The following is a 24,388-nucleotide window of genomic DNA, read 5'->3' as shown; positions in this document are numbered from 1 at the left end:
GCCCCCCGGATGCGCACCCACCCGCGGACCGCCCTCCCGGCAACCGCCCCGCACCCGGTCACACCCGCGCCCCCGCCTCCCCCCACCGGGACCGCGGTCCCCCGCGCCGAACACGGAGGTGCCGCCCGGTGACCCCCGTGACCGCCCCCTGGGTCCGTACCCGGCTGCGGGCCGCGCCCGGCGCCGCCGTCGCGCTGGCCGTGCTGGTGGCGTTGACCGCGTGCCTGGCCGCCGCGTTCCCCAGAGCGCTGGACCGGTACACGGACGCCGGTCTGCGCCAGGCCGTGGAGCGGGCCCCGGCCGACGTGACCGGCGTCCTGGTGTCCGCCGCTCCCGCCCCCGGGCTGGATGTCGCGGCCGCGGAGGACAGCCTCCGGCCCCGGCCCCTCGCCGACGGCCACCGCTCCGTGCTCGACGCCGTGGAGCGCCCGCTCGTCGTCGACGAGGAGCAGTCGTCCTACGGCGTCCGCGCCACCGACAGCCTGCCCTCGCCCGAGGAGTGGCTGCCCCGGCCCGACGGGCTGCCCGCGGAGATGGTCCTCGCCGCACCGCAGGGGCTCGGCGACCACGCCCGGCTGCGCTCCGGCCGGCTGCCGCGGGTCGCCGGCGGTCGGGCCGGCGCCTCGACCACCGAGCTGGAGGCCGCGGTGACCGAGGAGACGGCCCGCACGCTGCACATGAGGGCGGGCTCGGTCGTCCGCCTGCCCGGACACCGCGAGCTGACCGTCCGCGTCACCGGCATCGTCGTGCCCGAGCGGCCCGACGGCGCCTACTGGTCCGTCGACCCCGTCCTGCGCTCGCCCTCCCTGCGCCGCGCACCGGGGCCGCCCGGCGCCCCCGCGCCCACCTACTGGGTCGGCGGTCTGCTGCTCGCCCCCGAGGCTGCGCCCGCGCTCCTCGGCTCGGCCCCCGTGATCCGCTACTGGCACCTCGCGCCCGACCCGGACGCGCTGCACGGCCGCGACCTCGACGGGCTGGCCTCGGCCGTGGCCGCCCTGGAGTCCGGGCCCGGACTCCAGCGACTGCACGCGACGGTCAGCCCGCTGGCGGACGCCACGACCGGCCTCGACGACGTCCTCACCACGTACGGGCGGCTGCGCGGCGACATCGGCCCGCTGGTCGCCGTCGCCGCGTCGGGCGCGGGCACGGTCGCCGCCGTGGTCCTGCTGATGGCGGGCGGCCTGGCCGGTGACCGGCGCCGCGCCGAACTGGCCCTGCTGCGGGCCCGCGGTGCCTCCGTACGGGGCCTGGCGGGGCGGCTGCTGGCGGAGACGGCGGTCGTGGCGGTGCCCGCGGGAGCGCTCGGCCTCGGCGTGGCGCTGCTCGCGCTGCCCGGCGCCCGGCTGCTGCCCGCGCTGTGGGCCGCCGTCGCGGTCACCGCCGTGGCCTGCCTCGCGCTGCCGCTGCGGGCCGCCGCCGCGCACCACCGGGTACGCGTCCACGACGACCGGCGGGACGCGGCGTCGCCCCGCGCCTCCCGGCGCCGGACGGTCGCCGAACTGACGGTCGTGGTCCTCGCCCTCGGCGCGGTCGAGGTCTTGCGCCGGCGCGGCGCGACGGACGGCGCCGGCGGCCCGGTGGCGATGGCACCGGTCCTGGTCGGGGTGATCGCCGCGCTGGTGCTGGTGCGCGTGTACCCGCTGCCGCTGCGCGGGCTGGCCCGCCCGGCCCGGCGGCTGCGCGGCGCGGTCGGTCCGCTCGCGCTGGCCCGGGCGGGCCGTACCTCCGCCTCCACCGTGCTGCCCCTCCTCGCGCTGCTGACCGCGTTCACCGTCGCGGCGTTCGGCGGCTCGGTGCTCGGCGGCGTGGCCGACGCCCGCGACCGGGCGGCACTGCTCGCCGTGGGCGCCGACGCGCGGGTGGAGGCGGTCGAGGCACTGCCCTCCGGCCTGTCCGCCCGTCTGGGGGAGGCGCCTGGGGTGCGTGAGGTCACCGAGGCCGGCGTCGACTACCTGGCCAAGACGCCCGACGACGGCCAGTCGCTCCCGCTCGCGGGCGTGGCACCCGGCGCCTACGCGGCCCTGGCCGGACGGACGGGCCTCGGCGCGTTCCCCGCGGGGCGGCTGACGCGGCCGGACGGCGCCGGGGGCGACTCCGGGAACGCCGTACTGCCGGCGCTGGCCTCCCCGGCGGTCGCCGAACGGTTCGGCGACCGCGCCTTCCGGCTGCGGCTGGCCGACGGGGGCGTCGCCACGCTGCGGATCGTGCTGGTGCGGGACCGCACCCCGGCCGTGTACGGCGACGACTTCCTCGTGGTGGACCGGGCCGGGCTGCCCGCCGGGGCCGCCCCGCCGAACGTGCTGCTGCTGACCGGCGACGACCTGGACGCGGGCGCGCTGCGCCGCGCGGCGGGCGACGCCGGCGCCGTCCACCTGAGGTCCGAGGAGCGCGACAGCTACGTGGACTCGCCGCTTCAGTCCGGTGCGGAGCGCGTCTACACGGCCGCCGTGGCCGCCGGCGCCGGCTACGCCGCCCTGGCCCTGCTGCTGTCCCTGGCGAGCACCGCGCCCGAACGCGCCGCCCTCCTCGCCCGGCTGCGCACCATGGGCCTCACCCGTGCCCAGGGCCGCCGCCTGCTCGTCCTGGAATCCCTCCCGCAGGCCCTGCCCGCCGCGCTGGGCGGCGTCCTGACCGGCTGGGCGGCCGTACGGCTCCTCTCCCCCGGCATCGACCTGACGACGATCGCGATGTCGACGACGGCCTCCCCGGTGGGCCGCGCGGAACTGCGCACCGACCCGTGGTCGCTGGCCGTCCCCGCGGTGGCGGTGCTGGTGCTGGCGGTGGGGGTGGCGGCACTGCAGGCGTGGTGGTCGGGCCGGCGCGGGGCGGTGGCGGAGTTGCGGGCGGGTGACGCGAGATGAAGGCGCGACCGGAGACACGGCGTACCGCGGACGCGGACCTGGAGGAGACCCGATGACGACCGACCCCACGCTCGCCGACCCCACCCTCGCCGACCTGTCCGACCGTGCCAGCGCGTCCCGTGACCGGCCCGCCTACGGGCACGACGCGCTGATCACCTGCGACCGCCTGGTCCGGATCTTCAGCACGGACGGGGTGGAGGTGCAGGCCCTGCAGGGGCTCGACCTGCTGGTCCGCGAGGGCGAGCTGATGGCGCTGGTCGGCGCCTCGGGCAGCGGCAAGTCCACGCTGATGAACATCCTGGCCGGCCTGGACACGCCGACCGCCGGGGCGGCCCGGGTGGCGGGGCGCGACCTGCTGGCGATGACGGCGAGGGACCGCCTGGCCTACCGCCGCGCGGTGGTCGGCTTCGTGTGGCAGCAGACGTCCCGGAACCTCATGCCGTACCTGACGGCCGCGCAGAACACGGCCCTGCCCATGCAGTTGGCCGGCACCGGCGGGCGCCGGGCGGCGCGCACGGCACGCGCGCTGGAGCTGCTCGGCCTGATGGGCGTCGCCGACTGCCGCGACCGCCGCCCGCGGCAGATGTCCGGTGGGCAGCAGCAGCGGGTCGCCATCGCCGTGGCCCTCGCGGGCGCCCCGTCGGTCCTGCTCGCCGACGAACCCACGGGCGAGCTGGACTCGCACACCGCGGAACAGATCTTCGCCGCCTTCCGCACGGCGAACGAGCAGCTGGGCACCACGGTCGTCATCGTCACCCACGACCAGGCCGTGGCGGGCGAGGTCCGCCGCACGGTCGCCATCCGCGACGGCCGTACCTCGACGGAGGTGCTGCGGCGCAGCGAGGTGGACGCCGAGACCGGCCACGAGACGGTGGTGGCCCGCGAGTACGCCATGCTCGACCGCGCCGGCCGGCTTCAGCTGCCCGCCGACTACACTGCGGCCCTCGGCATGCGCGACCGCGTCGCCCTGGAGCTGGAGAGCGACCACATCGCCGTCCGCCCGGACGACAGCGAGCCGCACCACTGAGACCGGGGCCCGACGGGGGCCGGGGAGCCCTGCGAGGTTGATTCAGCGCACGCTGATGCCGAGTGCCCCCGTGCCCGCGCGCCGCAGCGCGACGGACCCGAAGGGCGTGCGCAGCCGCAGCCACGCACCGGAGGAGAACAGCGTCGGCGCGCCGGCACCGGAACCCGGCGCTCCGGACGTCCGCAGGAACCCGAGCGACTGGGCCGCGTGCACGGCCCGCACCGGCAGCCCGGTCTCCCCGACCGTCCGGGACCAGATGTCCCGCCCGATGCGGTCGAGTTCGGCCCGCGTACGGTCCTCGGCGGCCAGTTCCTCGGTCCGCGCCCGGAACTCCGCCACCGCGGCGGCGACCAGGGCGCGCAGGGCGTCCGGGGCGGGCAGCCCCGTCTCGGCCCGCCAGCCCCCGCGCGGGGGCAGCACCCCGGCCCACGGAGGCCCGGTCACCGCACCGGGCACGCCGGACGTCGCCGCCCGCTCGTCCACACTCTCCAGCAGTTCACCGGCGGACACGGTCACGTCCAGCGTGACGTCGAGCCCGCTCTCGTAGGGCTTGGCCAGCCGTACCGCGCGCACGGCCAGCACCTCGAAGGAGGGCGGCCGGCCGAAGACGGCGAGGGCCGTGCCGGCCGCCTGGAGGCGCACCGCGGCCGAACGGTCGTAGTGGAGCAGCCGGGAGAGGAAGGCCGCGAGATCCGCGGCCTCCCCCTCGTCGGCGAGATGGAGCACCGTCATGCGGCGACGGCCTCCTCCTTGGCGTCCGTGTACTCCTGGAGGAACTCCCGCTCCTCGGCGGTGATCCGCCGGGGCCGCTGCCGCTCGAAGTCGAACGGCACGATCACCGTGGAGGCCCGGACGTAGACGACGTCCTCGTCCTTAACCTCGTAGGTGAGCGTGAACGAAGCGGCCCTGATCTCGGTGACCCACAGCTCGACGTCGACCGGGTGGTGCCGGTGGACGAGCTGCCGCTTGTAGTCGATCTCATGGCGTGCCACCACGGACCCCTGCTTGAAGTCCTTCTCCGGGCGGAACAGGAAGTCGATGCGTGCCTCCTCCAGGTAGCGGAGGAAGACCACGTTGTTGACGTGGCCGTACGCGTCCATGTCCGCCCAGCGCAGTGGGCAGCGGTAGATGTGCCGCAAGATCAGCCCCGGGTCAGCTTCTTGTAGGTGGCGCGGTGCGGACGGGCGGCGTCGGCGCCGAGCCGCTCGACCTTGTTCTTCTCGTAGGACTCGAAGTTGCCCTCGAACCAGAACCACTTGGACTCGCCCTCGTAGGCGAGGATGTGGGTGGCCACTCGGTCCAGGAACCAGCGGTCGTGGGAGACGACCACGGCACAGCCGGGGAACTCGAGCAGCGCGTTCTCGAGGCTGCTCAGGGTCTCGACGTCGAGGTCGTTGGTCGGCTCGTCGAGGAGCAGCAGGTTGCCGCCCTGCTTGAGGGTGAGCGCGAGGTTCAGGCGGTTGCGCTCACCGCCGGAGAGCACACCGGCGGCCTTCTGCTGGTCCGGCCCCTTGAACCCGAAGGCGGAGACGTACGCGCGCGACGGCATCTCCACCTGCCCCACGTTGATGTAGTCCAGCTCGTCGGAGACGACGGCCCACAGGGTCTTCTTCGGGTCGATGTGCTCGCGGCTCTGGTCGACGTAGGAGATCTTGACGGTGTCGCCGACCTTGATGGTGCCGGAGTCCGGCTCCTCGAAGCCCTGGATCATCTTGAACAGGGTGGTCTTGCCGGCGCCGTTCGGCCCGATGACCCCGACGATCCCGTTCCGGGGCAGCGTGAACGAGAGATCGTCGATCAGCACCTTCTCGCCGAAGGCCTTGCTGAGGTTGTTCACCTCGACGACGACGTTGCCGAGCCGCGGGCCCGGCGGGATCTGGATCTCCTCGAAGTCCAGCTTCCGCATCTTGTCGGCCTCGGCGGCCATCTCCTCGTACCGGGCGAGGCGGGCCTTGGACTTGGCCTGGCGCCCCTTGGCGTTGGAGCGCACCCAGTCCAGCTCGTCCTTGAGGCGCTTCTGCCGCTTGGCGTCCTTCTGGCCCTCGACCTTGAGGCGGGTGGCCTTGGTCTCCAGGTACTTGGAGTAGTTGCCCTCGTAGCCGTGCAGGCGGCCGCGGTCGACCTCGCAGATCCACCCGGCGACGTTGTCCAGGAAGTACCGGTCGTGGGTGACGGCCACGACGGTGCCCTCGTACTTGGCGAGGTGCTGCTCCAGCCAGTTCACCGACTCGGCGTCGAGGTGGTTGGTGGGCTCGTCGAGCAGCAGCAGGTCGGGAGCCTCGAGCAGCAGCTTGCACAGCGCCACCCGACGCTTCTCGCCGCCGGAGAGGTTCACGACGGGCCAGTCGCCGGGCGGGCAGCCCAGCGCGTCCATGGCCTGCTCGAGCTGGGCGTCGAGGTCCCAGGCGTTGGCGTGGTCCAGCTCCTCCTGGAGCTTGCCCATCTCCTCGAGCAGCGCGTCCGAGTAGTCGGTCGCCATCTGCTCGGCGATCTCGTTGAACCGGTCGAGCTTGCCCTTGACCTCGGCGACACCCTCCTGGACGTTCTCCAGGACGGTCTTCTCCTCGTTCAGCGGGGGCTCCTGGAGCAGGATGCCCACGGTGTAGCCCGGGGACAGGAAGGCGTCCCCGTTCGAGGGCTGCTCGAGCCCCGCCATGATCTTCAGAACGGTCGACTTACCGGCCCCGTTCGGACCGACCACACCGATCTTCGCGCCGGGCAGGAAGCTCAGGGTGACGTCATCAAGGATCACCTTGTCGCCGTGCGCCTTGCGCGCCTTGCGCATGGTGTAAATGTACTCAGCCAAGAGAAACCGTCCGGCAGCTTGATCAGGCAGGTGGGCAGATACACCCCATCTTGCCGCACCGCCACCGCTGGGAGGAAACGCGTTCCCTGCGGGGGCTCTGACCTGGCCTTTCCTGGACGCCGCCGGAGCCTCCCCGGTCACTGCCGACCGCCGTCACTCGACCCCGGGCACTCTCGCAGCTCCCGGGGACGGCTCGGACCGAGAATGCCGCTCCCCCATGGGGCTGGGCTACGGTGCGGCCGTGACCAGCGCATCGGAGCGCCCCCTCCTCTTCCTCGACGTGGACGGCCCACTGATCCCTTTCGGGTCGTCGGCTGGTGATTCGGAGGCCGTTGCCGCCTCCCCGACCACCGTCGACCAGGGGAACCCGTTGCTGGCCCGGCTCGACCCCGGGACCGGGGCGCGTCTCATTGCTCTGGGCTGTCATCTCGTGTGGGCGACGACCTGGATGGAGGAGGCGAACGAAGTAGTCGCCCCGCGCATCGGCCTGCCGACGCTGCCGGTGCTGGAGTGGCCGGACGCCGACGCAGGAGGAACCCCGCGCGGTCTCCACTGGAAGACTCGCCCCATGGTCGAGTGGGCCGCCGGCCGGCCCTTCGTCTGGGTCGACGACGAGATCAGCGCCATGGACCGCCACTGGGTCGACGCCGCCCACCCCGGGCCTTCACTGCTGCACCGGGTCGACCCGGCCAAGGGCCTCCAGGACGCCGACTTCCACGCCCTCGCCGAATGGCTCGATGCCGTGCCACCGAGATGACCGATCGTCGAACTGGGCGGACTTCCAGCGGCGAGCGTCGTCGGCCGTACGACGAAACCCAAGGGCCCCGCGATTGATCACGGGAGGGCCGACGGTCCTCTCTTCGCCGTGGGGCTGCGGCGGGATGGCCTCGGCCCCTGCCTCGCGCGGCCCGGGAGCGGGCGGTGTTCAGCGGTGGGGCGGGGCGGGGGGTGCGGCGAGCAGGTGTTTGCGGTGGGCTCTGCGGCGGACGGCGGTGACCAGGGTGATGACGGCAGCCGTGGTGATGCCTACGACGGCCAGGAGGACGGCCGGTATCAGGTCGACGGCGAAGGAGACGAGACCTTCGGAGTCGCCGAGGGCGTAGCGGGAGAGGGCGCGGGAGGAGCAGGTGAGCGTGTAGTCGCCCGCTCGCGTTACCTCGGTGGTGCCGACCGGGGTCCAGGTCTCGTCGTAGGTGGTGAAGAGGTCGGCCCCCGGGTCGGTGAGACGCGGGGCGCCCGGGCCGGAGATGTCGCACTCCGGGCCGGGTGAGACGCCCGGGTACTTGGCCCAGATCGTCTGCTCGTTCTCCGGGTCGAGCCGCAGGGTGACGGTGTCGCCGTTGGCGAACTGCTGGTCCGTGTCCACGGCGTCGAGCAGGTTGTTGAACCGGTACACGCCGATGACAACGCCCAGCACCGTCAGGACGACGGCGATCGCGGCCGCGGTCAGGTACCAGTGGCGGCCGGGACGGAGTTCCTTCGCCGTCGGTGTCCGCGGTGGCGGGTGGGGCTGCATCAGGCCATTCCGTCGCGGGGGCGCGTCGTCACTGCTCGTTCCTCCGGCGGACGAGCAGCAGCACCGCGCCGCCGATCACGACCAGGCCGATGGCGGCGCCGCCGATCAGGGGCGTCGCGTCGGAGCTGCCGGTTTCGGCCAGGTTGGGGTTGGGGTTGGGAGACGGGGTGACGACCGGGGCGGGGGCCGGTTCGCTGAGGGGGTGGGTGGCGTCGGCGAGGGCGGCGCTCTGGGTGCGGCAGTCGAGGACGCCGCTGAAGCGCTGTTCGAAGCCGGCCGGGCCCCGGATGGTGAAGTCGTAGGGGCGGTCCTCCGGCAGCGGGACCGGCACCTTCCGGGTCTCACCCGGCGCGACGGTGTACTCCGTGTCCAGGATTTCGAAGGTGAAGGGCTCGTCGCCCTTGTTGAGCGCCGTGATGTCCAGGGTGCCCTCGGCGCAGTTCTCCTGCGCCGACAGGGCGGGTATCGCGCCGCCGGCGGCCCAGGTGGCGGTCGCCGTCGCCGCGACCGTCGACTCGCTGGAGCCGGCCAGGATCTGGGTCTGGCTGCGGCTGTCGGAAGCGAAGGCACGGCCGACCGGCACGGTCGTCGAGGCCTGGACGGACAGCTGGGCGGTGCCGGCCTCCGCGTCCTCGGGCACGTCGAAGAAGACCTGGCTGCCGTCGGTGACCTCGGTGACGGGCCGGCCCTTCTTGTCGACGATCCGTACCGCGTCCTTGCCGGCGGCCCCCAACGGGGGTGTCACCGTCGCACCGTCGGAGTTGGTGTGGACCGTCACCGGGCCGAGCCGCTCACCGGGGTGGCCCGAGACGGCCGGCGGGTCCAGGGCGAGGGACGCCGCGGGCTCGGCGAGGCTCCGGGCGTGCTTCTCCAGGTAGTCGGCGAGCCGCTCGGCCTGCGGGTCGGCGGCCTCGACGTCCGTGTCGTCCGAGTAGCGCCAGATGGCGACCTGGGTGCCGGCCGCCGCCTCGTCCTCGGTGAGCCCGCGGACGCCCGCCTTCTTCGCGAGCGCGGCGAGGTCGTTGACCTGCGGGTAGCTGTTCTGAAGGATCCAGCGGACGCGGCCGGCGTCCTTGTTGGTGCCGAGCGAGGTGCTGCTCCAGGGAGTCTCCTGGTACTTGGCGTCCTTCTGCGTCGGGGTCTGGATGTCGACGCAGTACGTCTGCAGCGTGCCGCCGCCCTCGACGGACATCTCGAACAGGCCGGCCTGCACCTGCTGGTCGCCGTCCTCCCCGTGGATGACCGCGGTGCCGTGGGTCTTGAGGCCGCCTATGGTGGCCGTCGCCCCGCCCTGGCCCCGCGCCGCATCGCCCTGGGCGGCGGCGGCCGGAGCCGCACCGGTCACCACACCGGCGACGGCGAGCGCGGACGCCAGCGCACCGGCGGCGAGACGCACCGCCCCTCGACCGGGCAGTGACGGCACAGCGAACGAAGAAAACACCAAATTCCCCTTCGAGCAGGACCCGTTGGCGTGGGGGAACGGTCCCACCAGCAGAATCAGCAGCCACACAAGGCTCGTTCGGCATCCTAAGGACGTGACGGTCCGGGGCTGCCGGTGATCGTCGCCCGAGCAGTGATCCGAATCGGAATCGTTATCGCCAAGAGGGTCTTTGAGCAGGGCTTATCGACAAATCCACCTGGGTTCGCTCCGGGCGCATGGGTCGATAAGCCGTGCTTCGGGCGGTTCCGGCAGGGCGTCGCTGTCACGCCACCGCGACGGGCTCCGGTCGCTGTTCGCGGGCCGGTCCCGCCGCTTCGCGCGCCGCTTCGTTCGCCGCTTCGTTCGTCGCTTCGTTCGCCGGTTCACCGGCCGGCTCCGCCGCCGCGGTCTCCCAGTTGGGTTCCGGCTGGGGTGGTGAGGTCGACGCCTCCGTCCTGCCGGTGCGCCGGAAGGCCGCGGTGCCGCGGGCGAGGTCGTGGCCGATCGCCACCGCGTCGATGTCGGCCGAGGTCCGGCTCTGTCCCTCGCGCACGTCGGTGCGCACCTTCAGCCTGCCCTGCACGACGACGGGGTCGCCCACCGCCAGTGACGCCGAGGCGTTGGTGGCGAGCTGCCGGTTGGCCCACACCGTGAAGAAGTTGGTGTGGCCGTCCGTCCAGGCGCTCTTCTCCCGGTCCCAGTAGCGCGCGGTGACCGCGAGCCGGAAGCGTGCCGACGGCCCGTTCGCCAGGTCCCGGAAGACCGGCTGGGTGGCCACGTTGCCCACGGCGCAGATCATCGTCTCGTTCATCGCGAGTCCTCCCTCCCGTACGGGCACCTCCCGTACGGCGGCCGGGGCGACCGCGTTGCTCGCGATCGCCGCGAAGGCCAGACTGCCCGCGGCCGGGCCGGTCCGCCGGGGGCTGTGGACCGCCCGGTGGCTGTGGAGAACTCCGCCACCCGTACGAGTGGCCGGCGGCACGCGAAGGTCCGCGGCCCGCATTCCCGGCGGCCTCGCCGCACCCCGCCCGCAGGCCCGGCTGCCTCGCCGCGCCCCGCCCGCAGGCCCGGCCGCCCCTCGCCGCGCCCCGCCCTCGAAGGCCCGCTGCCGTGTCCCCCTGCGGCGCCGCGGCAGGCCCGCGAAGACCCACCGCCGCACCCACCCCTACCTCGTCGCGGCCCCCACCCCCGTCACCCGCGCGTACTGCTCCCGCACCTCGCGGTACCGCAGCAGCTCCGCCGCCAGCGGGTCCAGCACCCGGGCCCGGCCGCACCCCGCGGCCGCCTCCCGCAGCAGCCGTTCCGCCTCGTGGCCGTAGCGTCTGGCGGGACCGCGGGCCGCAAGACGGCAGCTCCACTCGATGAGCGGGCCGCCGACGATGCCGGCCAGCATCAGCAGCACCGGGACGCCCAGGTTCGGCGGTACGAAGCCGATGATCTGGCCGAGCAGCCACAGACCGCCCACCACCTGGAGCAGGGTCATGGCCGCCTGGGCGAGCACGGCCACCGGCCACCACCCGGGCCGCGGCGGACGGCCCGGCGGCAGCCCCGTGCGCCCCGCCAGTTCGTCGAGGGCCTCGGGCAGCCCCTGGGCACCGCGGACGGCCGCCTCGCGCATCGCCTGCGCCCACGGGGCGGGCAGTCCGGCCGACGCCCGGTCCGAGACCGTACGCACCGCGTGCTCGACGCGCTGGCGGGCCGTGGCCTCCTCGTCCGCCTGGGCGCGCGACGGCAGCCGTCCCGTGACGGGGTCGCGCCGGTCGTGGTACCAGCGCCACAGCCGCAGCCAGGGCGTCCCGCACGCCCGGTTGGCGTGGCGCAGCCAGGCCCGTTCGGCCGCCTCGCCCGCCGCGGTGGCGCCCACGGCGTCGGCCAGCCGGTCCGCGAACTCGTCCCGCGCCTCCTCGCTGAGCCCGGTGCGCTGTCCCGTGACGTACACGGGACGCAGGTGCCGGGCGGCGGCGTCCACGTCGGCCGCGATACGGCGGGCCGGGGCCTGCCGTTCGGCGACGAACTGGCCGAGGGTCTCGCGCAGTTCGCCGATGCCCTCCCCGGTGAGCGCGGACAGGGCGAGCACGGTCGCGCCGGGTTCGCCGTACTCGCCCAGCGCGATGCCGTCCTCGTCCAGCAGGCGCCGCAGGTCGTCGAGGACCTGCTCGGCGGCCTCGCCGGGCAGCCGGTCGACCTGGTTGAGGACGACGAAGGTGACCTCGGCGTGGCCCGCCATCGGCCGCAGATAGCGCTCGTGGATCAGCGCGTCGGCGTACTTCTCCGGGTCGACGACCCAGACGACGGCGTCGACCAGCGCCAGGATGCGGTCCACCTGCTCGCGGTGCTGCACGGCCGCCGAGTCGTGGTCGGGCAGGTCGATCAGGACGAGACCGCGCAGCGGCGACTCGGAGTCCGGGTGCTGGAGCGGACGGCGGCGCAGCCGGCCGGGGATGCCGAGCCGGTCGAGGAGGCTGGCCGCGCCGTCGCTCCAACTGCACGCGATGGGCGCGGCGGTGGTCGGCCTGCGGACGCCGGTCTCGGAGATCGTCACCCCGGCGAGGGTGTTGAAGAGCTGCGACTTGCCGCTGCCGGTCGCGCCCGCGATGGCGACGACGGTGTGCTGCCCGGAGAGCCTGCGCCGCGCGGAGGCCTCGTCCAGGACCCGGCCGGCCTCGGCCAGGGTGCCGCTGTCGAGCCGGGTCCGGGAGAGCCCCACCAGTTCGCGCAACGCGTCGAGGCGTGACCTGAGGTTCCCGTCGTAGGCCAGCGGCATCAGTGCGGCCGAGGAGGCAGGGGGCCTGCTGGGCAGGACGGCGTACGGCTCGGCCCCGCCGTTCTCGTCCACCCGCCGCGCGATCAGCCCGTCGCCCCAGGCGCCCTCCCCGTCACCGGAGTCGGCCGCACCGGCGGACGCACCGGCGGACGCACCGCCGGACGAGCCCTCGTCGCGGTCCCCACGGCCGCCCTCGCGGTCCCCACGGCCGCCGTCGCGGTCCCCACGGCCCCCGGCGACGTTCCCCCGGCCGGGGTCCCCGCCGCGGCGGGACGACGCCTCCGAGTCCTTCACGCGGACGTCCTTCACGCGTGCGTGGGGCTCGTCCTCACGGGCGGCCCCGGAACCGGCTCCGGCCCCGGCTCCGGCTGCGCCCTTCCCGGCGGAAGGCTCCGGGCCCAGGCCCGCACGCTCCGCCTCCTCCGCCCCGTGTCCGGTGCGATCGACCGTGTTCTCGGTGTGCTCCGTGTGATCGGTGTGCTCCGTGTGATCGGTGTGCTCGGTGGGGTCCTGGTCAGTGACGGCGGTCACCGGTCACCTCTCCTTCTGCAGTACGGACAGCGCGGCGATCAGCTCCGCCTGTGGCTCGGGGTGCACCTCCAGGCCGTCGAGCGGAGCCAGCCTGCGCTCGCGTTCGGCGTGCATGACCCGGTCGACGTGTTCGTCGAGCAGCCGGCCGCCCCGGTCGCGCAGGCGCAGCGCGCCGTGGGCACCGATCCGTTCGGCGAGCCGCTCCCCGGCGGCACGCGCGCGCCGGCCGCCCAGCAGCACGGTGGCGACCAGTCCGGCGACCACCCCGGGGTCCGGCGCGAGGTTCCGGTCCAGCTCGCGCACCTCCTCCTCGGCGTACTCCTCCAGCTCGCGCCGCCACCGCCGTACGGCCATCCCGATGCGGTGCTCGGCGCTGTCCGGCGCGGGGGCGTGGGCGGCGAGTTCGGGGGCGTCCGCCGCCGGCTCCTGGCGCCAGGCCTCGTCGACGCGTTCGTCGGCGGCCGTGACGGCGCACAGCAGCAGGGCGCTCAGGCTCTCCACCAGCGAGTCGAGGAGCTCTTCCGGGGAGCAGTCGAGGGGGAAGGCCCGCCAGCGCTTGAGCGCGTCCCCGGCGAGTACGGCGCCCGCCCGCAACCGCCCCCTCACGCGCGCGTGCTCGCCGTCGTAGGCGCCGTCGACGGCGGCGGTGAGCCGCAGCGCGGCGGCGTACTGCGCGGCGGTGGCGCCGGCCAGCTCGGGCATCCGCGACTTCAGCGAGTCCAGGATGCCGTGCGCCGTACGGGCCATGGCGTGGTGCCGGGCCTCGAGTTCCTGGGCGCGGTGGACGAGCCAGGTCCGCAGCGGTGCCACGGCGCTGGCCGGCAGCAGCCCGCCGCCCCAGGCCGACTCGGGCAGTTCGGGGACGGTGAAGCGGGGCACGTCGCCGAGTCCGGCCTTGGTGAGCAGCGCCCCGTACTGCCGCGAGACCTCGGCGACCACCTGGTGGGGCACCCGGTCGAGCACGGTGACCAGGGTCGCGTCGTACTCCTTGGCAGTGCGCAGCAGGTGCCAGGGCACCGCGTCGGCGTACCGGGCGGCCGTGGTGACCATCACCCAGATGTCGGCGGCGCAGATCAGTTCGGCCGCCAGGACGCGGTTGTCGGCGACGAGGGAGTCGACGTCGGGCGCGTCCAGGAGGGCGATGCCGGGCGGCAGGGTGTCGGCGGTCTCGACCCGCAGCACGCGCGCGGGGTTCTCGCCGGGCAGCAGCAGGTCGTCGTCGGGGTCCCGGTGGGGCACCCACACGCGTGTGAGGTCGGGCAGCACCCGCATGCCGCTGAACCAGTGGTGATCCTCCGGGTGGCACACCAGGACCGGCGTGCGGGTCGTGGGACGCAGCACGCCCGCCTCGCTGACCCGGCGCCCCACGAGGGAGTTCACCAGGGTCGACTTGCCCGCGCCGGTGGATCCGCCCACGACGGCCAGCAACGGCGCTTCGGGCTCTTTGAGGCGGGGCACCAAGTAGTCGTCGAGCTGTGCGAGCAGTTCGTCGCGGTTGGCACGCGCGCGTGGCGCCCCCGCCAGGGGCAGCGGGAAGCGTGCGGCCGCGACACGGTCGCGCAGGGCGGAGAGTGCGTCGAGCAGCTGAGGCCGTACGTCCAAGGTCACCACATGGGAAGAATGCCCAATTTTGAGGGAATTCTGAAGCATATGAGCATGATGAGCATGTCCGCGCGCCGACCGGACACTCCGGACGGAAGGGACTACCGGGACACGAGGACAGTCCAGGCATAACGAGTGGACAACACCCGATGCGCGAGACGCCAAAAGCGATGCACGATTCGTAACTGCCTGCGATTATCAGGACCGCTTCACCGAACCTCCACATCGAGCCACGGAGGGGAAGCATCAGGGACATGGAGCCGGGAGCCCTATCCTTGTCCCCGGCGACGTCACGGACCGGCCATGCCCGGACTCCACGACCGAGGCCACCACACCTGGCCCCCGTAGCTCAGTGGATAGAGCAGGCGCCTTCTAAGCGCTTGGCCGCAGGTTCGAGTCCTGCCGGGGGCGCCATGGCTCGTTTGGCGGGAGGGACCGGAGGACGTGCGACTGCGCTGCGCGGTGCTCGACGACTTCCAGCAGGTGGCGACCGAGATCGCCGACTGGTCCCCGGTCGCGGGCGATGTGGACGTCGTCTCCTGCGCCACCCACTTCCCGGACGAGGACGCGCTCGCCGCGGCGCTCGCCGACGTCGACATCGTGGTCACCCTGCGCGAACGCGTGCCCTTCCCCGGCTCGCTCATCGCCCGGCTGCCCCGGCTGAAACTGATCGTCGCCTCCGGCATGCGCAACAGCGTGATCGACTACGCCGCCGCCGAGGCGCACGGCGTCACCGTCTGCGGTACGGCCTCCTCCTCCACCCCGCCCGTGGAGCTGACCTGGGCCCTGCTGCTCGGCCTGGCCCGCGGCATCGTCGAGGAGGCCAACGGGCTGCGCGAGGGCGGCCCCTGGCAGCGGACGGTGGGCGCCGACCTGCACGGCCGCCGGCTCGGACTGCTGGGCCTGGGCAGGATCGGCGGCCGGGTGGCACAGGTCGGCCTGGCCTTCGGCATGCGGGTGAGCGCCTGGAGCCAGAACCTCACGCGTGAGCGCACCGACGAGGTCGGCGTCGAACTGGCCCCGTCCCGGGAAGAGCTCCTGCGGACCGCCGACTTCGTCTCCGTCCACCTGGCGCTGGGCGAGCGCACCCGCGGCCTGCTCGGCCCCGCCGAACTCGCCCTGCTCAAGCCGACGGCCTACCTGGTCAACACCTCGCGCGCGGCGATCGTCGACCAGGAGGCGCTGCTCGCCGCGCTGCACGAGGGCCGCATCGCCGGTGCCGGCGTGGACGTCTTCGACACCGAGCCGCTGCCCGCCGGCCACCCGATGCGCACCGCCCCGCGCCTGCTCGCCACACCCCACCTGGGCTACGTGTCGCGCGCCAACTACGCCACGTACTACGGCCAGGCCGTCGAGGCGATCAGCGCCTACCTCGCGGGCTCCCCCGTACGACGGCTGCCCGTGTCCCCGGCGTAGGGGCGTTCAGGCGGTTCCCGCCCGGGCCGGGTCGGCCGGGCGGGAGTAGATGCCGTCGCTCCGGCGCAGGTGACCGAGGTCCACCAGGTGGCCCCGGAGCGTCACATGGTCGACCTCGCCGTCCTCGCACCAGGCGCGCAGCTTCTCGTCGACGGTGCGCTCCGGGTACTCCGTGCCGGGCGCGAAGGTCTGCTCGGCGATGTGCCGCAGCACCACCTTCTTGCGCGTCCAGCGCGCGGGCAGCCGGACCAGCCGGCCGTCCCGGACGAAGGTCCGCACCACGATGTCCGCCGGGCCGTCGTCACCCTCCACGGCGGAGGACCCGGCCGCCGACGGCACCGGACGCGCGGCGCGGGCCAGCTCCCGGAACCGGTCGTGGGCGACGACGAGTTCACCGTCGTCGCCGGACGTCACCACGCCCTGGTCGCGCAGCCGGCGCAGCGCACCGGCCGTGTCCTTCGCGGAGAGGCCCGCCTCCCGGGCCACCCGCGCGGCGTCGCCCGCGCCCAGCGCGACGGCCGCGAAGGCCCGCACCCGGCTCTCCTCGGAGAAGAGGGCGGGCAGCGCGGCAAGCGCGGAGGACGGGGTCGGTTCGGTCGGCTCGGGAGCCCCGACGGACGCGTCGGATCGGTCATTCGGCATGCCGGGAGGCTAGTGGACGCACCGGCGCGCACGGGAACGGTTTTCCACGGCCCGCCTCCCCACCGGCCCGAGCGTCCAAAAAGGGTGATCCGCACATTCCCCCCGTGACCGGCTGCGACCGGGTGCGTTGAACCGGCAGTGCGGCGGCGCGTCCTGCCGCCGCGCTCCCCGAGTCAGAAGGAGAACGTGATGTCTCGCATCGCGAAGGCCGCCGGTGTCGCCCTCGGCGCCGGTGCCGTGGTGCTCAGCGGCACCGGCATGGCCATGGCGGACGCGGGCGCGGAGGGCGCGGCCATCGGCTCGCCCGGTGTCCTGTCCGGCAACGTCGTCCAGGTCCCGGTGCACGTGCCGGTCAACGTCTGCGGCAACACCATCGACGTGATCGGCCTGCTGAACCCGGCCTTCGGCAACGCCTGCGAAAACGGCGACGACGACGAGAAGAGCGGCGGCTACGGCGGCTGAGTCGCCAGGCACCCGAGGAGCCCCGGCCTTCCCGGCCGGGGCTCCTGCCGTAAGGGCACCGCCTAGGCGTACCGGTAGATCCGGCCGACGTCCTCCAGTTCGTCCGGCGTCACGTCCCACGGCGGCAGCTTCTCGTGCCGTGCGACGATCCGCCCGCGCTGTGCGCTGCCCCGGCCGGGCGGCTCGGCGGGCAGGTAGCGGGCGCCGCGGTGGCGGGCCTGCCAGCGGGACCACTGGAGGTCGATGAAGGCGTGGTGCAGCCAGAACACCGGGTCGTTGACGGAGGCGCCGCCGACCATGGCCCCGCCGACCCAGCGGTGCACGCGGTTGTGGTTGCGCCAGGAGACGCTGCCGCGGCCGGTGCCCCACCCCTCCAGCTTGTTGCGGAATCCCTTGCGGACCGTGGAGTCGTACGGGGAGGTGTCGTACTTCGGGTCGTCCAGCGCCCATTCCAGGTCGCTCTTCGAGGGCAGGTCGAGGGGGTTGCCGGCGCGTCCGAGGTCCCGGGTGAGGTACTCGGTGTCGGTGACGTTCTCCTTGATGGTCCAGTTGCCCTCGGCGTGGGCGAAGGGGCCGGTGGTGACCCGGTGGTCGGACCGCCGTCCGGTGCCGCCCAGCAGGTCGGCGGTCCAGGGCGCCGACTTGGCGCCGCGGTCCTTCGTCCAGTCCCAGTACGGCACGGTGACCGACGAGTCGACCCGGCGCAGCGCCTCCTCCAGGTCCAGCAGGAACCGGCGGTGCCAGGGCAGGAAGGACGGCGCCATGTGCGCCGTACGCAGTCCGTCCTCGCCGTCGGAGACGTAGTACTCGATGTGGGTGCGCACGAACTCGTCGTACTCCCCGCGTCGTTTGATCTCCAGCAGCGCGTTGACGAACCGTCGCTTCTCGCTCCGGGTCAGTGTGCTGACGTCCTTACGCGTGTACGCCATGCCGCCCCCCGGGGTGCTGGTCGTGGCCGGTGGACGGGGTGTCGCGCAGGTGCTCGCCGGGGCCGAGTTCGTCGACGGCGCCGCGGGCCGCGGCGAGCGGGGTGGGGTACGACCGGTAGTGATCGATCATGCTCAGCCAGCTGCCGTCGGCCCGGCGCATCAGGTGCAGCGGGCGGCCGTCCACGGTGACGTGCCAGGTCCCGGCGCCCACGGCCCGTCCCGCGGCGGAGCGGATGCCCCGGATGCGCCGGCCGCGGTAGGTCTCGTCGAAGGCGGTGCTGTCGGCGGTCAGGGGGGCGGACCCGGCGGCGTGCGGCCCGGGGTGTGCGGGTCCCGCCGTGTCCCCGGTGCCGCCGGCCTCCGTGGCCCGGGCGGGCCGGGAGGCGGCGACCAGGGGCGCCAGGCCGACGGCGAGCGCCGGGGCGAGCAGCCCCCGCATCACCTGCCGCCGGGTGCCGGACGCCGGGCCGGGGTTCGCCGCTCCGGGGATCGCCGCTCCAGAGTTCACCGGTCCGGGGTTCGCCGGTCCGGGGTTCGCCTGCCCAGGCTTCGCCGGTCCGCCTCGCGTCGCGCCCTCCCCTTGCGCCGCGCGCCGCCGCTCCCCCTCCGTGCCGTTCGTTCTGGTGCCCGCGTTGACGGCCATGGCCCACTCCTCGTCCGGTTGCGTTGGTCCGCACCGCTAACCGCGGGGCGGGCCTCGCGGTCACCGCCCGCAGGGCCAGTCGGAGCACGGCCGCTCCACCGGGCGAGGCCGCTTCGGGCCGGTGCGCCTACAACCCCGGCCCGACACCCAGGTCGGCCACCGGCACCGTCTGGACCACCGGGGCGAGCACCCCGACCTCGGGGAGCTTGGGCGCCGGCAGGCCCAGGGCATCGGGGTTCGGCGCGGTGAGCGGCGCGTCCAGGGACAGGCCAGGCGCCAGGGTCCGCAGTTCGGCGGCGGGCGCGTCGACACCGGCGTGGTCGAAGTCGTCGCCGAGGACGTGCGGGACCGGCTGGCGCACGTCGACGCCGGGCAGCCCGCCGCGCACCGGCAGCTGCGGCAGCGTGCGTTCCGGCAGCAGCCGGCCCTCCACGTACCGCGGGCCCTCCGGGGCCCCCGCCGTCGGCACGGGCAGCTCGCCGGCCACCTCGGGCAGTTCCATGCCGAGGGCCGTCTCCGCGCCGTCCAGCGGCACCGGCACGGGAATCGCGCGGGCCGCGACGGCGGGGGTTGCGGTCGCGCCCACGGCGGCGGCCACACCGGTGACGACGGCGGCCAGGGTTCGTCTGGTGGTCGGCTTCATGACAGGCACGGTCCCTTTCGAGAAGGCGGGAGTACGGCTTCGGGAAGGCGGGAGAGGGAGGGGGAGGGATGGGAAGGGAGGAGGAGGGAGGAGGAGCGCGGCGGGGAGCGGGGTGGCTCAGCCGCCCAGCGGGAGGCCGCCCAGCAGGCCGCCGGCGGAGTTCAGTTCGGTCGTCGCGCCCTTCACGCCGTGCAGCACGGAGTCCTTGTTCTCGGTGTCCAGCGCGTCGGACCGCCCGTCCGACTGGTGCTTGATCGGCATGATGTCGATGGGCTCCGCGGTCAGCGCGTTCACGGCACCGTTGAGGCTGGTGGGCGTGAGAGCGGCGGTGTCGGCGGCGTCGTAGGCGAACGCGGGCACGGCGGAGCCTGCGGCGACCAGGGAACCGGCGACGACGGCGGCGGCCTTGAGGGACTTCATCGTGTTCCTTTCCTCGGCGACCCGTGTCACCGGTGGGATTGCTGACGCCCTCCTTAACGACCTGCGCCGGACCCGGAAACTCCGCCGTCCGGAAGACATATGAGATCTCCGGACACGGAACTCGACGCACGGGACCCGGCGCACGGGACCCAACACACCAAAGGGCCGTCGCGCCTCCGGGGAGGGAGGTGCGACGGCCCGGGACGCCCGGGAGGGGGCGGCGTCAGGAAGGGTCGGCCGGCAGCGGGTTCGCTGGCGCGGCGGCTTCCGGGGTGGTCGCCTCGGGGGTCGTGGCCTCGGGCGCGGTGGGGACGCCGGGCAGGCCGGCCAGGTCCGCGGCGGGCAGCCCGTTGCCCACCAGCGTGGCGGCGACGACGTTGACGATGCCGGTCATCACGTCCTTGACGGCCGGGCTCACCTGTTCGGCGGTACCGGAGGTGGTGGCCTTGACCAGGGCGTCGATCTGCTTCTGCAGCTCGGCCTCCGCGGCCGCGGACAGGTCGGAGGCCGCCGCGGTGCCGTCGTCGCTCTGCGCCGTGACGGGCGCCGGCAGCGTCACGGGCGCCGGCAACGTGACCGGGGTGTCGGCCTCGGCCTCCGGCGCGGTCACGGCCGGCGGCTGGGCCGGGGTGGTCGTGCCGGGTGTGGTCGCCGCGTCGTCGGCGTCCGTGTCCGCGGCGTCCGCCTTGGCGAGGGCGTCCTCGACGGCGGCGGAGAGCTTGTCCGCGTCCGTGGCGGAGAGTTGGCCGTTGTCGGCCTTGAGGACGGCGGTGAGCATGTCGGTGACCGGCGTGAGCACCCCGCCCAGCTCGGCCAGGCCGGCGACCTGGCTCTGCAGTTCGTCGGCGTCGGGGAGGGGGGCGTGGGACGCCGCGTGGGTGCGCTCCCGGGCCGGGTCGCCGTCGGCCGCCATCACCGCCGGACCGGAGAGGCCGATCAGCAGGCCGGCGCAGAGAGTGGAGGTGGCGATTCGCCGTGCGGGCAGACGCATGGGGGTTCCTTTCGGTGGTGCGTCGGATGTTGTGCCCACCGTGGAAGTGCCCTTGGCGCTCTGCAACCGAGCGGTGACCCTGCCGGTCCGCCCGCTCTCCCCGCGTGCGGCGTCTTACCTGCTGAGACACCCTGTCAAGGTCCGTGCGCCGTGTCCCGGCCCGGTCCCCCCATTCGGGGCAGCACACCGCCGTCCGCGCGGCAACGCGAACCGGCCGCCCGCTCGCGGAGGAACCGCGGTGCGGACGGCCGGTGCGGGGAGTTGCCAGTCGACGTCAGTCGTTCTCGCACTCGTTGCCGAACGCCGGGTTCAGCAGGCCGATGACGTCGATGGTGTTACCGCAGACGTTGACCGGGATGTGGACCGGGACCTGCACCACGTTGCCGGACAGAACGCCCGGGGAGTGGGCGGCGGCGGCCTGCGCGCCGCTGTCGGCGGCGGCGACACCGGCGGTGCCCGCCACCGCGGCGGCGGCGACGGAGGTCAGGGCCAGGCCCTTCGCGATACGCGACATGGAGAAGTGCTCCTTGGGGTTGTACACACATCCGGGCGGCTGCCCGGCGCAGTGTCAACGCGTGGCGCGCGCCCGAGTTGTGCCGCCAAAGGGGTGATCTCGCGAAAGGCCGGCATTCACAAATCCAACACACTTACCCGGTTTCGCCGTATTAGTACGGATAGCAGCTAGAGTCCCACACCATTCGACGCACCCGTTTCGACCGTTTCGACGCACCCGTATGCCGCGTCGCGGCCGGCGCCCGCGGCCGGGCGCGCACCCGCCCGTACCGAGCATTCCCCGTGAGCGAGGAAACGCGCATGCACCTGCCACCGACCGGCTTACGGCCACGGGTTCTGCACCTCACCCAACCGGTGGACGGCGGGGTCGCCCGGGTGGTGACGGACCTGACGCGCGCTCAGCTGGCCGCCGGGATGCGCGTCGTGGTCGCCTGTCCCGACGGGAGCCTCGCCGACCGGCTGCGTTCCCTGGGCGCCGATGTGCGGAACTGGCCCGCGACGCGTTCGCCGGGCCCGGCGCTGGTGCCGGAGGTGCGGCGGCTCGTCCGCGTGCTCGAAAACGTGCGGCCCGACCTGGTGCACGCGCACAGCGCGAAGGCCGGTCTCGCGGGGCGGCTCGCCGTACGGGGCCGGATCCCGACCGTGTTCCAGCCGCACGCCTGGTCGTTCGAGGCGGTCGGCGGTGCCGCCGGGCTCCTCGCGCTCGGCTGGGAGCGGTGGGCGGCGCGGTGGGCCGCGCGGACGGTGTGCGTGAGCGAGGCGGAACGGCTGCGGGGTGTGCGGGCGGGGCTGCGCGGACCCTGGTCCGTGGTCCCGAACGGCATCGACCTCACCCGCTTCGACACCGACGCGCCCGGGGAAGCCCCCGAGGACCCGGCCGGGCCGGGCGATTCCAGCGACCCCGGCGACCCCGGCGATCCCGGCGGCGTACGGCTGCGGCACGGCATCGGTCCGGACGCGCCGTTGGCGGTCTGCGTGGGGCGCCTGTGCCGGCAGAAGGGGCAGGACCTGCTGCTGAGCGCGTGGGAAACGGTGCGGGCCCGGGTGCCCGGCGCCCGGCTGGTGCTCGTCGGCGACGGCCCGGACCGCGCCCGGCTGGCCGCACGGGCCCCGGCCTCCGTGGTCTTCGCGGGGACCGTCGCCGACGCCACCGCCTGGTACCGGGCCGCCGACCTGGTCGTCCTGCCGTCGCGCTGGGAGGGCATGGCGCTGGCCCCGCTGGAGGCGATGGCGTGCGGCCGGCCCGTGGTGGTGACCGACGTGGACGGCGCCCGCGAGGGCCTGCCGCCCGCTCTCGTCCCGCACTGCCTGGTACCGCCCGCGGATCCGGCGGCCCTGGCCGGCGCCGTCGCCGCGCTGCTGCTCGACGCGCCGCTGCGCGCGTCGCTCGGCCGCCGGGGGCGCGCGCACGTCCGGTCCGCGCACGACGTACGGCGCACGGCCGCGGCGGTCGCGGCCCTTTACGACGGCCTCCTGGCCGACGGTCTCTTGGCCGACGGTCTCTTGGCCGACGTGGCACCCGCCGCCGACGCACGCCCCGCCGCCGACACACGCCCCGCCGTCGACGCATGCCCCACCGCCGACACACGCCCCACCGTCGGCGTACGGCCTGCCCTCGACGCACGGCCCACCGCCGACGTGCGGCCCACGGCCCCGGCGCACCCCGGCGTCGCCGTCGGCGGCACCGGCAGGAGCGCCGGCCCGCCCGCCGTTGCGCGCCCTCTCCCCATCGAGTGCAGGGAGTCCATCCACCCGTGACCGCGGAAAGCACCGTTCCCTCCCCCGCCGGCCAGTCGCGCGACCTCGGCTCCACCCCCGTCGCGGTGCTGCCGCGGCGCGACGGCACCGGGAGCCACCGGCTGCCCGCCGGGCCTCCCGCACCGCGGCCGGGCTCGCCGTTGCCGTTGCTCGTCGCGGACGGCACGGCCGCCCTGCCGGGCTCGCTGGTCCTCACCGGTGTCCCGCACCGGCCGCTGCTCGCGGCGCTGCTGGTGGCCGCCTCGCTGCTGCTGCGCCCGCGTCCGCGTCCGGACCGGCGGCCGTCCGGCGCGCTGGACGAGCTGCCCGCCCTGTGCGGCCGGATCGCGGTGGTGTGGCTGGTGCTGGCGGCGCTCGTCGCGGCGTACGCCCCCGCGCACGTGCTCCCCGCGCACACCCTGGCCGCGGGTTTCCTGCTGCACGCCGTGACGGGCTGCGCCGGCCGGGCCGCCGTGCACCACCGGCACCGTACGGCGCTGCTGAACCACCCCCGCGCCGCCCTCGTCGTCGGGCCCGCCGTGACCGCGCAGCGCGTGGCCTCGGCGCTGCTGCGCCACCCGCGCTGCGGGATGCGCCCCGTCGGGATCGTCACCGACGACCCGGGCGGCACCGCGGGTCTGCCCGTGCTGTCCACGGGCGAGGAGGTGCGGCGGGCGGTCGTGCAGAACGGCGTCCGGGACGTCCTGGCCGTGGACCCGTCCCCGCGGCCCCGGCAGGCGGCGTTGCTGCGGGCGCTGGCCGAGTCGGGCTGCACGGTGTGGGAGCTCGACGCCGAGACCGCCGCCCCGGCCCCCCGGTACGCGGCCGGGGACCGGATCGCCGCCTTCCGCTGCCGGCGTCTGGAACCGGCGCCCCGACGGCCGGGCGGCACGGGCAAGCGAGTGCTGGACGTGCTGGTGTCCGGCGTGCTGTTGCTGCTGCTGAGCCCCTTGCTGCTGGCCTGCGCGGCGGTCCTGAGGGTGGTGGGCGGTCCCGGGGTGCTGTTCCGGCAGGAGCGCGTCGGGCAGGGCGGCAGGCCGTTCACGCTGCTGAAGTTCCGCACGCACCGCCCGGCCGACGAGCACGAGGCGGCGACCCGGTGGAGCGTGGCGGACGAGCACCGGATGCCGTGGTTCTGCCGCTTCCTGCGCCGCACCTCGCTGGACGAGCTGCTCCAGCTGTGGAACGTCTTCCGGGGCGACATGAGCCTGGTCGGCCCGCGTCCCGAACGCCCGTACTTCGTCGCCCGGTTCAGCCAGGCCTACCCCGGTTACGCCGCCCGCCACCGGATGCCGGCCGGGATCACGGGCCTCGCCCAGATCAACGGGCTGCGCGGCGACACCTCCATCGAGGACCGGGCCCGCTTCGACAACGCGTACATCGACGACTGGTCGCTGTGGCGGGACGTGTGCATCCTGCTGCGCACGGCCGCCGCGCTCGTGCGGCCCACGGGGAGCTGACCCGG

At 74.6% G+C, this 24,388-nt stretch carries 22 protein-coding genes and 1 tRNA gene; 8 read left to right on the top strand and 15 right to left on the bottom strand.

Annotated elements, in window-relative coordinates; all coding sequences use genetic code 11:
- The first annotated feature begins 128 nt into the window (after positions 1–128).
- Together Sco07f_RS01690 and Sco07f_RS01685 are read left to right on the top strand one after the other, a co-directional pair.
- Positions 129–2,861: an FtsX-like permease family protein gene (locus Sco07f_RS01690; RefSeq protein ID WP_167467987.1), complete on the top strand. Its 2,733-nt coding sequence runs from the start codon at positions 129–131 to the stop codon at positions 2,859–2,861.
- Between the two features lie 52 nt (positions 2,862–2,913).
- A complete protein-coding gene (locus Sco07f_RS01685) occupies positions 2,914–3,888 on the top strand; it encodes an ABC transporter ATP-binding protein (RefSeq protein ID WP_087790923.1) in 975 nt (324 codons plus the stop codon).
- Positions 3,889–3,930: 42 nt separating this feature from the next.
- Here Sco07f_RS01685 and Sco07f_RS01680 read toward each other — a convergent pair whose 3' ends face one another.
- The 3 genes from Sco07f_RS01680 to ettA are packed head-to-tail and all read right to left on the bottom strand — an operon-like array spanning position 3,931 to position 6,694.
- Positions 3,931–4,620, bottom strand: coding sequence for a DUF8010 domain-containing protein (locus Sco07f_RS01680; protein ID WP_007449707.1), 690 nt, complete (start codon positions 4,618–4,620; stop codon positions 3,931–3,933).
- A complete protein-coding gene (locus tag Sco07f_RS01675; RefSeq protein WP_042826158.1) occupies positions 4,617–5,027 on the bottom strand; it encodes an acyl-CoA thioesterase in 411 nt (136 codons plus the stop codon). The genes Sco07f_RS01680 and Sco07f_RS01675 overlap by 4 nt, the downstream gene beginning before the upstream one ends.
- 2 nt (positions 5,028–5,029) lie before the next feature.
- A complete protein-coding gene (gene ettA, locus Sco07f_RS01670; protein ID WP_007449710.1) occupies positions 5,030–6,694 on the bottom strand; it encodes an energy-dependent translational throttle protein EttA in 1,665 nt (554 codons plus the stop codon).
- A 241-nt stretch (positions 6,695–6,935) separates the two neighbouring features.
- Between ettA and Sco07f_RS01665 the strand changes: the two genes are divergently transcribed.
- Positions 6,936–7,451, top strand: coding sequence for an HAD domain-containing protein (locus tag Sco07f_RS01665; protein ID WP_108987068.1), 516 nt, complete (start codon positions 6,936–6,938; stop codon positions 7,449–7,451).
- A gap of 168 nt (positions 7,452–7,619) precedes the next feature.
- Here the strand turns inward: Sco07f_RS01665 and Sco07f_RS01660 are convergent, their stop codons facing one another.
- From Sco07f_RS01660 to Sco07f_RS01640, 5 genes are all read right to left on the bottom strand, one after another.
- Positions 7,620–8,210 carry a hypothetical protein gene (locus tag Sco07f_RS01660; protein WP_108986733.1) on the bottom strand — a complete coding sequence of 197 codons (591 nt, stop codon included), beginning with the start codon at positions 8,208–8,210 and terminating at the stop codon, positions 7,620–7,622.
- Between the two features lie 28 nt (positions 8,211–8,238).
- Positions 8,239–9,651, bottom strand: a complete 1,413-nt coding sequence (locus tag Sco07f_RS01655) for a Cys-Gln thioester bond-forming surface protein (protein WP_108987067.1) — start codon at positions 9,649–9,651, stop codon at positions 8,239–8,241.
- Between the two features lie 262 nt (positions 9,652–9,913).
- Positions 9,914–10,441, bottom strand: a complete 528-nt coding sequence (locus Sco07f_RS01650; RefSeq protein WP_054100697.1) for a single-stranded DNA-binding protein — start codon at positions 10,439–10,441, stop codon at positions 9,914–9,916.
- Positions 10,442–10,795: 354 nt separating this feature from the next.
- On the bottom strand, positions 10,796–12,925 hold the full coding sequence (locus Sco07f_RS01645; protein WP_108986732.1) for a YfjP family GTPase: 2,130 nt from the start codon (positions 12,923–12,925) through the stop codon (positions 10,796–10,798).
- Between the two features lie 3 nt (positions 12,926–12,928).
- Entirely contained in the window at positions 12,929–14,536 is a 1,608-nt protein-coding gene (locus Sco07f_RS01640) for a dynamin family protein (RefSeq protein ID WP_087790920.1), read from the bottom strand.
- Positions 14,537–14,865: 329 nt separating this feature from the next.
- Here Sco07f_RS01640 and Sco07f_RS01635 point away from each other — a divergent pair.
- Positions 14,866–14,941, top strand: a tRNA-Arg gene (locus tag Sco07f_RS01635).
- 30 nt (positions 14,942–14,971) lie between these two features.
- Positions 14,972–15,943 (top strand): D-2-hydroxyacid dehydrogenase family protein, encoded by a 972-nt coding sequence (locus Sco07f_RS01630; protein WP_007449723.1) that lies wholly within the window; start codon positions 14,972–14,974, stop codon positions 15,941–15,943.
- Between the two features lie 6 nt (positions 15,944–15,949).
- Here Sco07f_RS01630 and Sco07f_RS01625 read toward each other — a convergent pair whose 3' ends face one another.
- Positions 15,950–16,585 (bottom strand): DUF2087 domain-containing protein, encoded by a 636-nt coding sequence (locus tag Sco07f_RS01625; RefSeq protein WP_108986731.1) that lies wholly within the window; start codon positions 16,583–16,585, stop codon positions 15,950–15,952.
- Positions 16,586–16,774: 189 nt separating this feature from the next.
- On the opposite strand from Sco07f_RS01625, the gene chpF reads away from it, so the two are divergent.
- Positions 16,775–17,047 (top strand): chaplin ChpF, encoded by a 273-nt coding sequence (gene chpF, locus Sco07f_RS01620; protein WP_087790917.1) that lies wholly within the window; start codon positions 16,775–16,777, stop codon positions 17,045–17,047.
- Positions 17,048–17,109: 62 nt separating this feature from the next.
- Here the strand turns inward: chpF and Sco07f_RS01615 are convergent, their stop codons facing one another.
- From Sco07f_RS01615 to chpG, 6 genes are all read right to left on the bottom strand, one after another.
- Positions 17,110–17,976, bottom strand: coding sequence for a tyrosinase family protein (locus Sco07f_RS01615; protein ID WP_087790916.1), 867 nt, complete (start codon positions 17,974–17,976; stop codon positions 17,110–17,112).
- On the bottom strand, positions 17,960–18,415 hold the full coding sequence (locus Sco07f_RS01610) for a tyrosinase family oxidase copper chaperone (RefSeq protein WP_108987066.1): 456 nt from the start codon (positions 18,413–18,415) through the stop codon (positions 17,960–17,962). Before Sco07f_RS01610 ends, Sco07f_RS01615 begins: the two co-directional genes overlap by 17 nt.
- Positions 18,416–18,746: 331 nt before the next feature.
- Positions 18,747–19,262 carry a hypothetical protein gene (locus Sco07f_RS01605; protein ID WP_007445911.1) on the bottom strand — a complete coding sequence of 172 codons (516 nt, stop codon included), beginning with the start codon at positions 19,260–19,262 and terminating at the stop codon, positions 18,747–18,749.
- Between the two features lie 117 nt (positions 19,263–19,379).
- Positions 19,380–19,682, bottom strand: a complete 303-nt coding sequence (locus Sco07f_RS01600; protein ID WP_007445910.1) for a hypothetical protein — start codon at positions 19,680–19,682, stop codon at positions 19,380–19,382.
- Between the two features lie 223 nt (positions 19,683–19,905).
- Positions 19,906–20,673 (bottom strand): hypothetical protein, encoded by a 768-nt coding sequence (locus Sco07f_RS01595; protein WP_108986730.1) that lies wholly within the window; start codon positions 20,671–20,673, stop codon positions 19,906–19,908.
- Between the two features lie 274 nt (positions 20,674–20,947).
- Entirely contained in the window at positions 20,948–21,187 is a 240-nt protein-coding gene (gene chpG / locus Sco07f_RS01590) for a chaplin ChpG (protein ID WP_007449696.1), read from the bottom strand.
- 299 nt (positions 21,188–21,486) lie between these two features.
- Between chpG and Sco07f_RS01585 the strand changes: the two genes are divergently transcribed.
- Entirely contained in the window at positions 21,487–22,944 is a 1,458-nt protein-coding gene (locus Sco07f_RS01585; protein WP_244941972.1) for a glycosyltransferase, read from the top strand.
- Positions 22,941–24,383: an exopolysaccharide biosynthesis polyprenyl glycosylphosphotransferase gene (locus Sco07f_RS01580; protein ID WP_108986729.1), complete on the top strand. Its 1,443-nt coding sequence runs from the start codon at positions 22,941–22,943 to the stop codon at positions 24,381–24,383. Before Sco07f_RS01585 ends, Sco07f_RS01580 begins: the two co-directional genes overlap by 4 nt.
- The last annotated feature ends 5 nt before the right edge of the window (positions 24,384–24,388 follow it).

This window comes from Streptomyces coelicoflavus, assembly GCF_003112555.1.
Lineage (GTDB): Bacteria > Actinomycetota > Actinomycetes > Streptomycetales > Streptomycetaceae > Streptomyces > Streptomyces coelicoflavus.
This window is presented reverse-complemented; position numbering and strand designations above follow the sequence as displayed.